Source organism: Xiashengella succiniciproducens, assembly GCF_023674465.1.
Lineage (GTDB): Bacteria > Bacteroidota > Bacteroidia > Bacteroidales > Marinilabiliaceae > Geofilum > Geofilum succiniciproducens.
In genome coordinates this window covers 2,207,795-2,219,352 of record NZ_CP098400.1, presented here as the reverse complement: position 1 = coordinate 2,219,352, position 11,558 = coordinate 2,207,795, and the positions used below count along the sequence as shown (strand labels likewise).

The window sequence follows — 11,558 nt, the reverse complement described above, 5'->3', positions numbered from 1 at the left end:
TGCTTATGGATACCGCAGGGGGATTTCGGCAAGACAAATGCAAGGTTGTGTCAAGGAAGCGCTTCGATGAGGCCGACGATGTCCTGGTCGGGTTTAAAGCCACAATCGTACAATTGCACTTCCTTTGTAAAGCGCAATACCGTGTCGAGATGCTGGTCGGTCACCTTACTGTTGTAAAGGTGCTGAATGCAGTTGCTCATGACCCGCATGGAGGCTGCGAGTCCCTTTAGGGGACTGATTTGGTTTTGGGCGGCCTGACTGATCAAAAACACCTGGTGGACCGGGGCGTTGAGGGCGGGTTGGGCATACCAGATCATGGGGGTGCTGAACATTTGCCAGCGACCCTCTACTTGTTCTATCCAGAGGCGGTCGTCGTTGATGACGGTGGCTCCGTTTTTTTGCCACAATTGTGCCATGGTACTTTTCCCTGTCCCTGAAACGGCGGTGAAAAGAGCCCCTTTCTCGTTTTTAAAGACGCCTGAAGCGTGAATCAGAAAGGCCTTGTTTTTACGGGCCAAATGAACCAGCAATAAAGCGCTCAAAGGATGAAAGAGGGGGTCGATGCTCAGGATGTCCTGCTCCTCCTTGGGGACCAGTTGCACCCGCAACACCTTGCTTTTAAAATCAAGATCAAGCACCGCCCCTTGCAGTTGGGGATGGTCCGATAAGTGCAGTTGTATGTTCAGTTGATCTTCGTTCTTATCCTGCAGGTACCACTTGAAATGGGGGCCATTTTCGTCCACCGTTTCGCCGGACAGTTGAAACTCTTCTGCTGCCGGTAGGGAGGCAAGCCGGGAGAATTGCAGTTGGTAGTTGTGTTTTACAGCTACAAGCGGACGAGTGAAATGCTGAGATACAAAGGGTTTGAAGACGATGCGGCCGTCTGCCAAGCCAACATGTAGCGCCACCGAAGCCAGATGCAAGGTGTGGGGCATAGCAGCGTGTTTGAACTTTAATAAACGGTGTAGCCTTCCCTGAAAATCGGACAGTTTAAAATTAGACAAATTATTAATTTTAAGCAGTCAAAACAGAGTTATGAAAAAAACAAGATTCACAGAAAGCCAAATTGTAAAAATTCTAAAGGAGTATGAAAGTGGTATTGATGCTCAAACGATATGTCGCGAGCATGGCATTGCCAAGGCTACATTTTATAATTGGCGCAAGAAGTATTCTGGTATGGAAGCCTCTCAGTTAAAACGTTTAAAAGAACTGGAGGAAGAAAACCGTAAACTCAAGCAGATGTATGCAGATCAGAGTTTAGATAACTTGATGCTAAAGGATTTGCTTGGAAAAAAGTTTTAAAGCCCTGCGAGAAAAAAGAGCGAGCCGAATACTTGCATTCCACATACTTGATCGGCATCGGCAGGGCGTGCCGATTGATTGGATTGCATCGCTCCATGTGGTATTATGAAAGCAAACGAAACGATGTTGAAGTCATCAACAAGTTGGAAGAACTGTCAGAGAAACTTCCAACGCGTGGCTTTGATGAATATTATGGTCGAATACGCCAAGAAGGCTATAGATGGAACCGCAAGCGAGTATTGAGAGTCTATCGCTTGCTACAGCTAAACCTACGCAAAAAACGAAAAAGAAGGTTGCCTGCTCGTATAAAAGAACCACTGGAGCAACCCAATGGCATCAATCATACTTGGTCTATGGATTTTATGAGTGACAGCTTGATTTATGGCCGTAGATTCCGAGTATTAAATATTATTGATGATTACAACAGAGAAGCCTTGGCCATTGAGTCGGATTTCTCTTTACCAGCAGAACGTGTAATAAAAGTGCTTAATGAAATCATATTCTGGCGAGGAAAACCTATGAAAATAAGAGTTGATAATGGGCCTGAGTTTATCTCTAATGCTCTGCAGAAATGGGCAAAAGACAACGAAATTAAGTTAAAATTCATTCAACCTGGAAAACCAACCCAAAATGCATATATTGAAAGATTTAACCGCTTTTTCAGAGAGGACATTCTCGATGCATACTTGTTTAATGACCTATCTGAGGTTAGACATCTGGTCTCAGAATGGATGGATGATTATAATGAATTTCATCCACATAAATCATTGGGAGGTAAATCTCCCTTAGATTATGTTAAAAACGAGTATAACCACCATATTTTAAATAGCAAAGAAAGTTCGCTGCCAGAACCTGTCAAGGGTATATAAACGGCTTCGTTCCTCAGCCGCCCTTGACAGAACCTCTCAGCTCACTGAAAAAGCATTTAGAAATATGGTTCAAGAAAAAAAATGTCTATTTTGTAGTTGTCTGATAAGGGGTAAGTCTACAACGGGTCTTGACCCCCCGAAGGGCGACTCGGAGCGGTATTCGGTGGGGTATTTGGGGGCGGTGGAGGTGGTGCCGGCATCACCTGGAATTTCTATTTCTCCTTCACCAGGATCCCCAGGAGGCTCCGTTGACATCTCATTCAAACTTATCGCAACGTCAATTTCCACCTCCTCGATTTTGGGGGTGGTGTAGGATTTTTTGATTATATGTTGGTAGGATTTTTTCATTGGTGGTGTTTGGCGTAGGGGTTAGGCAATGAGTTCTATAATTTGTTTGTCAAGGGCTTCGGTGATAATGTTTTGGAGGTCGTTTGACAACACTTCCTGTTCTACGTCAAATTGTGCTAAAAGTTGCTCTTCTACCTGATTGATTGTGTTTTGACCGTTAAGGGCTTCGATGATGGCGGTGCCGGTCTCGTTGAGGGTAAGCACACGGGTCATGTCGGCCACGCTGTTAACCAGGGGTACAATAACCATTTCGTCGCCCACTTTGCGGGTAACGACTTTTTCGCTGCGCACTTGGTATATCGCCTCTGGTTTATGCACCTCTGTGGTTTAGGTTCCTGATTTTATTTCAGCTTGCAAATATGCAATTTTTTGCATTAATACAAGGCATCCGTAGGTGTTTTTTGACAGTTGTTACTATCTTTTAGATAAGCGTTTGGTTTTTTTGGGTTACTGATTGCCAGCAATTCAGCGTAAAAATTAAGTGAACTTAAATGTACTGATATTTAAGGCAACAGGAAATTTGCCAAATATTATTTTTCGCGCTAAATCTGGCAAAAGCTATGTCTCTCGGCATAGCGAGTATTTTTCCATAAAGCACTTATTTTAAAGTGATTAAAAGCCTGCTGCGGTAACGACCTGACCAGCAGGCTTTTTGTTTATTTTTGATACTTCAAATATAGCCAATTTCTTTAATATATTTTTCATCATAGCACTGATAATCAATTAAATATTTGATTTTTTAACGATTGTTCTTTTACTTTTGGAAGAACATGTTTATCAAAGTCCTGGGAAATCTGTTATAAGCCAGATATGTGAGTATTGCCTGCATAAAAAGTCTGGCAGCGGGGTTGTGACATGGTCACACAATGTACTTGAGGCTAAGTTGCTAACGCCCACCGGCCTAAGTTTGTCCATAGCCACCGAGTGGATAAGTAACGAGGGAAGAGCAAACTATCAAAAGCAAGATTGTGAGCAAGCGGCCTTTAAGCGACTATCCATCAAAAATAAAGAAGATGTTTCCACGCCTGCCAATAATTATAATAGCCGATGGGCTTTATCCAACTCAAGGCTTTTTTGATATCTGCAAAAGAAACAACTGGCACTATGCGGTAACACTAAAGGATGGGAGTCTGCGGTTGCTTCAGGAGGAAATTGCGCTTGAAAGAAGGCTTGTACCAAACCAAAAGGGAGAGTCTATAGCATTCCATAAAGATCATCGAACCAAGTTACTTTGTCATTGGCTAAGTGGATTAGAGTATAAGACGCATATGCTAAACTGGGTTGAATGTAATGGAGAAGTCTCGGTTAAAAACCAAGGTGTTATAAAGGGTCAGCGCTTCGTGCATATTACTGACATGGAGTTGAGTAATACTTTATGCGTAGGTGTGAGTCAGACGGGGAGGTTGCGACAAAAAATAGAGAATGAGGGGATGTCCTGCTCCGTAAATCAGGAAAACACCAACTTATAAAACGATACGCCTATACAAAAAAACAAATTTGAGGGCTTGAATCCTGCGGTTAATCCAAACGTGAATTACACCGGGGTGGGAAATCTGTGTGCCAAATTTTTAGTAAATTTATCAGCGTAATGAATAAAGCTTATTACTGAATTGCTGATAAAATTTTGCAGGTTTGGTTATTATGTTTATGTTTGCATAGTTCAAAGTTGTGTTTCAATCTCAGGGCAATCCTATAACTGTCTGAACAAACAGGGATTAAACCAATCATCATATTTTCCGATCTATTTCGTTTTAAGCGAAACTCTTGTCCATAACTCAATTTATGTATTTAAAATAGTGTCTTCCAAGGATTCAGTCCTGGGTCTCGATGTGGCATTCTAAGTGCAAATAGTCGTGACCGACTGTAATCTAAGTATTTATCAAAGGATTTTTTCAAATAGCATTTTATTCATATGTATGACATTCTTGAACTAAACAAGAAATTGCTGGTCGAATTACGTACCATAGCAAAGGATTTAGGTATTAAAAGAGTTGAATCTTTTAGAAAACAGGAACTGATATATCAGATTCTTGATATTCAGGCGATTCAAGCCTCAGAAAGAACTGTAAAGGAACCAAAATCACCTGATAATAACAGGGAAAGCCATGGTCGCAGGGGGAGGCCACCAAGAACTGACAGGGATAACAGGCCTGAAAGTAGCAGACCCGACAATAACAACAAACCTGACAACAGACAGGTAAGTTCTGAACCCAAGGCCGCTGAGAAGCCCGCAGTTGTGCCTGAGACTACTGAAACAAAGAATGCGCCTGAAGCTCCTGTACAACAACAAAGACAACCCCATCATCGTCAGGCACCTGTAGTTAACCAGACTTCAGCAACTGATCAGGCAGAGGTGGCTAAAACTGAAGTTCCTGCTGAACAGGAAAAGCAAAACAGACCTGCTCATAGAAATGATGACAATCGCAGATGGCAGAAGGGTGAAAGGCATGGGGACAGGCAGAGCAATCCGCAAAACAATCCGCAGGCAAGTAACCAACAGACTACTCAACAAAGCAACCAGCCAGGCAGTCAACAGCCTACTAATGGTGGTGGACAGTACAAGCAAAACCAGGAAAAGGCTGATCGCAACAGGGGCAACCGTAGAGATGACAAGGCTTTCGAATTTGAAGGTATTATATCTGCATCAGGTGTTCTTGAAATTATGCCAGATGGCTATGGGTTCTTACGTTCATCTGATTATAACTATCTCAATTCTCCCGACGATATCTACGTTTCCCAGTCACAAATTAAACTCTTCGGATTAAAGACCGGTGATACAGTGTTGGGTACTATCAGACCTCCCAAGGAAGGAGAGAAGTATTTCCCACTTATCAAGGTTGAGTCTATAAATGGACGTTCTCCTGAATTTGTACGCGACCGTATTCCATTTGATCACCTTACACCTGTATTCCCAGATCAGAAATTCAATATTACTTCTGGTCCAAGGGCAAACCTCTCTACAAGGGTCGTTGATATGTTTGCTCCGATTGGTAAGGGCCAGCGCGGTTTGATCGTGGCACAGCCCAAGACAGGTAAGACAGTTCTCCTCAAGGATATTGCAAATGCAATAGCATCCAACCATCCCGAGGTTTACATGATGATTCTACTTATCGACGAGCGCCCTGAAGAAGTTACTGATATGGCCAGAAGTGTAAATGCTGAGGTTATCTCTTCAACATTCGACGAACCGGCAGAGCGCCATGTAAGGGTAGCCAATATCGTACTCGAGAAGGCCAAGCGTATGGTTGAATGTGGGCATGATGTAGTGATCCTGCTCGACTCAATTACTCGTCTTGCAAGAGCCTACAATACTGTATCTCCTGCGTCAGGAAAGGTGCTTTCCGGTGGTGTAGATGCCAACGCCCTGCACAAACCCAAGCGTTTCTTCGGAGCTGCCCGTAATATCGAAAATGGCGGTTCACTTACCATCCTGGCCACCGCTCTTACAGAGACTGGTTCCAAGATGGATGATGTGATCTTCGAAGAGTTCAAGGGTACAGGAAATATGGAGCTGCAGCTTGACAGGAAGCTGTCCAACAAGCGTATCTATCCTGCTGTTGATATTATGGCTTCAAGTACACGTCGTGAAGACCTGCTGCTTGACAAGGAAGTACTCAACCGCATCTGGATTTTGCGTAACTACCTGTCAGATATGAATTCAGTTGAAGCTATGGAATTCCTCAGGGATAGACTTGTAAAGACCAGTTCTAACGAAGAGTTCCTTATCTCAATGAATTCTCAGTAATAAATAGTAAGTTGACTCTATGGTTTGCTGAAAAGCGCAGACCATCGGATATAAGAGGGGCAGCCGGGAGGCTGCCCCTCTCTTGTTTATGTATCAGGACTTCCTCTTAATGACGGACTTATTCATCTTATTTACAAGCGGTCTAAATTGTCCTAAATGGTGAATGAGTTTTCGACTAGCTCATATTTCCAAACAATGCATCAGTAGCCGGGAAGAGCTTAACTGCTTATTTTTACTAAATATAAATAGCACAATAAGGGTCTTCTTGCTATCTGAAGATGACAAAATTGGATAAACAAATATTAACTTTGTAAGAATAGAGAATTTTACAAGTATGATGCAGGCTTTTTTTAAGACGCATAAATATCTGTTAGAGCACCTGCATGTGCCTGTACGACGTGGTTTAATGGATATTGTCAATTGGGATGACAGGTTGATAGGTATTGTAGGTACCAGAGGGGTTGGCAAGACAATGTTTCTGCTGGATTACATTTCTACAAACTTTGGTACTGAGAAGACCTGTTTGTACGTAAATCTCAATAATCTTTACTTTTCGGTAAGGACACTAAGTTCATTTGCAGACGAATTCCAGAAGACCGGAGGCACAACGCTGGTTCTGGATCAGATCTTTAAGTATCCCGGGTGGGAGGAGGAGTTGGTCTGGTGTTATGACAATTTGCCCAGCCTGAAGATAATTTTCAGCGGATCTCCTCTTATGCTTGCAGGCAGGGAATCAGGCGAACTTACTAGCAGAGCCCGCATTTATACCCTGGAAGGATTTTCTTTCAGGGAGTATCTTAACTTTAAGTCGGGCAACAGCTTTGAAAGAGTGACTCTTGAGGAACTGCTCAGTGACCATGTGGCCATTGCCGGCAGAATAGTTGACAAGGTAAAGCCACTGGCTTATTTTACTGATTATTTGCACCACGGGTATTATCCCTTCTTTCAGGAGCAGAGCAACTATCTGGAAAACCTTCTGAGGAATATAAACCTGATGCTTGAGATAGATATAAGTTTCTTACAACAGATAGAGCATAAATACCTTCCCAAGTTGAGAAAGCTGCTTTATCTGATTGCAAGTTCGGCTCCCTTCCAGCCCAATATAAGTAAGCTTAGTAGTGAGGTTGAGACAAGCCGTGCAACGATAATCAACTATCTGAAGTATTTGCAACAGGCCTGTTTGATTAATCAGTTGTTTGACTGTGAACCTGCACCATTGAAAAAGCCGGCTGAGATTTATATGCAGAATCCTAACCTTGTGTATCTGGTTGCCGGTGATGTGCATAATGATATACTCAACAGGACATTTTTCTGCAATCAGGTCTCACAACATCATAGTGTGGGATATAGCAGGCGTAACGATTTTGTCGTTGACGAAAAGTATCAGTTCAATATAGGACGCAGGGACAGCTCCAGAGCCAAAGGAGCCAGGAATCAGGACCTATGGTGGGCCTGTGAAATGGAAGAGATTGGTTCAGACAGAGAAATACCCCTGTGGCTTTTTGGTTTTCTGGACTAAAAGTAAATGAGTTTTAACTATAAAGAGAATAGACACATGGGAAAAGCTAAGAAGTTCATTACGTGTGACGGTAACTATGCTGCTGCCCACATCGCTTATATGTTTAGCGAAGTAGCAGCAATATATCCCATCACTCCTTCCTCCACAATGGCTGAGTATGTAGATGAGTGGGCAGCCGCTGGCAGGAAGAATATATTTGGAGAGACTGTTAAGGTGGAGGAGATGCAGTCTGAAGCTGGTGCGGCAGGTGCAGTTCACGGTTCATTACAAGCCGGAGCCCTGACCACAACCTTTACGGCTTCACAGGGTCTGCTATTGATGATCCCCAATATGTACAAGATTGCTGGTGAATTGCTTCCGGGAGTATTTCACGTTTCTGCCCGTAGCTTAGCAGCTCAGGCTCTGTCTATCTTTGGCGACCATAGTGACGTTATGGCCACCCGTCAGACAGGTTTTGCAATGCTTGCAACAGGTAGCGTACAGGAAGTTATGGACCTGGCTGGTGTTGCTCACCTTGCAGCTATCAGGTCAAGGGTGCCTTTCCTTCATTTCTTTGACGGATTCCGTACATCTCACGAGATCCAAAAGATTGAAGCAATGGAACAGGAATCTCTGGCAGCGCTTATTGACAAAGATGCTTTGCAGCGTTTCCGTAATAATTCGTTGAATCCTGAACGTCCTGTAACCCGTGGTACTGCTCAAAATCCGGATATCTACTTCCAGTCCCGTGAAGCCGCCAATCCATTCTATAATGTATTGCCGGAAATAGTAGCAGACTATATGGTTAAGATATCTGAGATTACCGGTCGCACATATCGTCCATTTGTTTACTATGGTGCTCCCGATGCAGAAAACATAATTGTTGCAATGGGCTCTATCACCGAAACAATCAAGGAAACTGTTGACTATCTAAATAGCAAGGGTGAGAAGACCGGTTTGATTTCGGTACACCTGTATCGTCCATTCTCAGCTAAGTACTTCTTCGATGAACTGCCCAAGACAGTTAAGCGTATTACTGTTCTTGACCGTACCAAGGAACCAGGAGCAAACGGTGATCCATTGTATCTGGATGTTTGCGAAATGTTCTATGGCAAGAAGGATGCTCCTGTTATCGTAGGAGGTCGTTATGGTCTTTCTTCAAAGGATACCACACCGGCACATATGCTTGCTGTGTTCGAAAATATGAAGTTGAATGAGCCCAAGAATCAGTTTACTGTTGGTATCGTCGACGATGTTACCTTCAGATCACTGCCATTGTTGCCTGAAATCGACCTTAGCACTAAGGGAACCTTTGCTGCTAAATTCTATGGTTTGGGTTCGGACGGTACAGTAGGTGCTAACAAGAACTCTATCAAGATTATCGGTGATAACACAGATAAATATGCTCAGGCATATTTCTCATACGACTCCAAGAAGTCGGGTGGTATTACTGTATCTCACCTTCGCTTTGGTGATACTCCTATTCGCTCACCATATCTTGTAAATACACCTGACTTTGTAGCTTGTCACGTACCTGCTTACCTGGGTCGTTATGATATGCTTAAGGGACTGAAGAGAGGTGGAACCTTCCTGCTCAACAGCTTGTGGGATGCTGAGGAAACCAAGAATCGTCTTCCCAACAGCGTAAAGCGCTATATGGCAGCCAACGATATCCAGTTTTATATCATCAATGCTACCAAGATTGCCGAGGAAATTGGTTTGGGCAACCGTACAAATACTATCATGCAATCAGCCTTCTTCAAGATCTCTGGTGTAATACCTTATGATCAGGCTGTTGACGAGATGAAGAAGTTTGTTATCAAATCATTCGGCAGAAAGGGTGAAGACGTTGTAAGGATGAACCACCTGGCTGTTGAACGTGGTGGTGAACTGACAAAAGTTGAGATACCTGCTGAATGGGTAAACCTTAAGGATGAGGTTGAAACCGTTGGTAAGGATGTACCCGACTTTATAAAGAATATTGTATTCCCTATCAATGCACAAAAGGGTGATGATCTGCCTGTAAGTGCATTCCTTGGACGTGAAGATGGTACTTTCCCTCCAGGAACAGCAGCTTATGAAAAGCGTGGTATTGCTGTTAACGTACCTGAATGGCAGTCTGAAAACTGTATCCAGTGTAACCAGTGTGCTTATGTTTGTCCTCACGCTGCTATCCGTCCTTTCCTGATCGACGAGAAGGAAATGCTGGGTATGCCTGCTGACGCTGCTACAATCAAGCCTAACGGGAAGGGTTATGACGGTATTCAATACCGTATACAGGTCAGTGTTCTTGACTGTACTGGTTGCGGTAACTGCGTTGAGGTTTGCAGTTCCAAAATTAAGTCTCTCGTTATGAAACCACTTGAGACTCAGATGAAGGAGGCCGAACACTGGGATTATCTTTCTAAGAATGTCAGTATCAAGGAACACCTGCAGGACAAGAAGATGAACGTGAAGAATTCGCAGTTTGCACAACCACTGTTTGAATTCTCTGGAGCTTGTGCCGGTTGCGGTGAAACACCTTATATCAAACTGATTACCCAGCTCTTTGGTGACAGGATGATGGTTGCTAACGCAACTGGTTGTTCATCAATCTATGGTGGTTCTGCTCCATCAACACCATATACGGTCAACAAGAAAGGTTGCGGTCCTGCTTGGGCAAACTCTCTATTTGAAGACAACGCCGAATATGGCCTTGGTATGGCTACTGCAGCTGAGCAACTTCGTGATAGAATTGAAAGACTGATGAGAGAGAGCCTTGCTGAGGTTTCTGCTGCTACAAGAGAAGCATTTGAAGCATGGATCGATGGCAAGGAAGATGGTGATAAGTCACGTGAACTGTCAGAAGCTGTTGTTGCTGCCCTTAAGAATGAAAAGCATGCAGTAGCTGCTCAAATCCTTGACCTGAAAGACTATCTGGTTAAGAAGTCTGTATGGATCTTTGGTGGTGACGGTTGGGCTTATGATATAGGTTTTGGTGGTCTTGACCATGTATTGGCAAGCGGTAAGAATGTCAATGTATTGGTACTTGACACAGAAGTATATTCAAATACCGGTGGACAGGCATCCAAGTCAACTCCAGTAGGTGCTGTTGCTAAATTTGCTGCATCAGGTAAGAAGATCAGGAAGAAAGACCTTGGTCTGATGGCTACTACCTACGGTTATGTGTATGTTGCACAAGTAGGTATGGGAGCCAGTCAGGTTCAATACTTCAGGGCTCTTAAAGAAGCAGAAGCATATCCAGGCCCTTCACTGATTATTGCTTATGCCCCATGTATCAACCACGGTCTTCGTAGTGGAATGGGTATGGCTCAGGATGAGGTTAAGCGTGCAGTTGAATGCGGATACTGGTCACTGTACCGCTACAACCCAATGCTCGAACTTGAGGGTAAGAATCCTTTCACACTGGATTCTAAGGAACCAGACTGGAGTAAGTTCCAGGACTTCCTCAAGGGAGAAGTGCGTTACACTTCACTTATGAAGGCCTTCCCCGAACAGGCTAAAGAACTGTTTGTTGAAGCTGAACGTAATGCTAAGTGGCGTTACAGCAACTACAAGAGACTTGCTGAACTTGACTACAAGGTAGTTGAATAGGCTTGTTGATGTGATAATGCAAAAGACCGCAAAGCTGGTCGCAGTGAAAGTGATGTAGCTAATATGCTGGTCTAGGCTATAATGCAGGAGGCCGCCCACGGGGGCGGCCTCTTTTTGTGTGTAATTCGGGTAGATTTGTCCTTTTTTTATTTTAACTTTCATTGTATCAGGTATTATTTTCTGTATATTTATGGATAATGTT

General features: G+C 43.5%; 8 protein-coding genes. 5 read left to right on the top strand and 3 right to left on the bottom strand.

Annotated features, from left to right (window positions below):
* Window positions 1-50: 50 nt before the first annotated feature.
* Window positions 51-935: a hypothetical protein gene (locus M9189_RS09250; protein WP_250722615.1), complete on the bottom strand. Its 885-nt coding sequence runs from the start codon at window positions 933-935 to the stop codon at window positions 51-53.
* A 100-nt stretch (window positions 936-1,035) separates the two neighbouring features.
* On the opposite strand from M9189_RS09250, the gene M9189_RS09245 reads away from it, so the two are divergent.
* Window positions 1,036-2,171 (top strand): IS3 family transposase gene (locus M9189_RS09245; RefSeq protein ID WP_250722613.1). Its coding sequence is split into 2 segments (ribosomal slippage): window positions 1,036-1,288 and window positions 1,288-2,171, totalling 1,137 coding nucleotides; the frame shifts between segments, so codons are not numbered across the junction.
* Window positions 2,172-2,240: 69 nt separating this feature from the next.
* Here M9189_RS09245 and M9189_RS09240 read toward each other — a convergent pair.
* Both M9189_RS09240 and M9189_RS09235 read right to left on the bottom strand, forming a co-directional pair.
* Complete coding sequence (locus tag M9189_RS09240; protein ID WP_250722611.1) at window positions 2,241-2,519, bottom strand: hypothetical protein; 279 nt, start codon at window positions 2,517-2,519, stop codon at window positions 2,241-2,243.
* Window positions 2,520-2,540: 21 nt separating this feature from the next.
* Window positions 2,541-2,810 (bottom strand): PqqD family protein, encoded by a 270-nt coding sequence (locus M9189_RS09235; protein WP_250722610.1) that lies wholly within the window; start codon window positions 2,808-2,810, stop codon window positions 2,541-2,543.
* A gap of 677 nt (window positions 2,811-3,487) precedes the next feature.
* Here M9189_RS09235 and M9189_RS09230 point away from each other — a divergent pair.
* The 4 genes from M9189_RS09230 (at window position 3,488) to nifJ (ending at window position 11,356) form a co-directional block, all read left to right on the top strand.
* Window positions 3,488-3,988: a hypothetical protein gene (locus tag M9189_RS09230; protein WP_250722608.1), complete on the top strand. Its 501-nt coding sequence runs from the start codon at window positions 3,488-3,490 to the stop codon at window positions 3,986-3,988.
* 443 nt (window positions 3,989-4,431) lie between these two features.
* Entirely contained in the window at window positions 4,432-6,264 is a 1,833-nt protein-coding gene (gene rho / locus M9189_RS09225) for a transcription termination factor Rho (protein WP_250722606.1), read from the top strand.
* 406 nt (window positions 6,265-6,670) lie between these two features.
* Entirely contained in the window at window positions 6,671-7,783 is a 1,113-nt protein-coding gene (locus M9189_RS09220) for an ATP-binding protein (protein WP_250722599.1), read from the top strand.
* 36 nt (window positions 7,784-7,819) lie between these two features.
* On the top strand, window positions 7,820-11,356 hold the full coding sequence (gene nifJ / locus M9189_RS09215; protein WP_250722597.1) for a pyruvate:ferredoxin (flavodoxin) oxidoreductase: 3,537 nt from the start codon (window positions 7,820-7,822) through the stop codon (window positions 11,354-11,356).
* The last annotated feature ends 202 nt before the right edge of the window (window positions 11,357-11,558 follow it).

Coding starts and splice junctions, on each gene's coding strand:
- M9189_RS09250 (WP_250722615.1), bottom strand. CDS start 935: ATGCCCCACACCTTGCATCTGGCTTCGGTGGCGCTACATGTTGGCTTG.
- M9189_RS09240 (WP_250722611.1), bottom strand. CDS start 2,519: ATGAAAAAATCCTACCAACATATAATCAAAAAATCCTACACCACCCCC.
- rho (WP_250722606.1), top strand. CDS start 4,432: ATGTATGACATTCTTGAACTAAACAAGAAATTGCTGGTCGAATTACGT.
- M9189_RS09220 (WP_250722599.1), top strand. CDS start 6,671: ATGGATATTGTCAATTGGGATGACAGGTTGATAGGTATTGTAGGTACC.
- nifJ (WP_250722597.1), top strand. CDS start 7,820: ATGGGAAAAGCTAAGAAGTTCATTACGTGTGACGGTAACTATGCTGCT.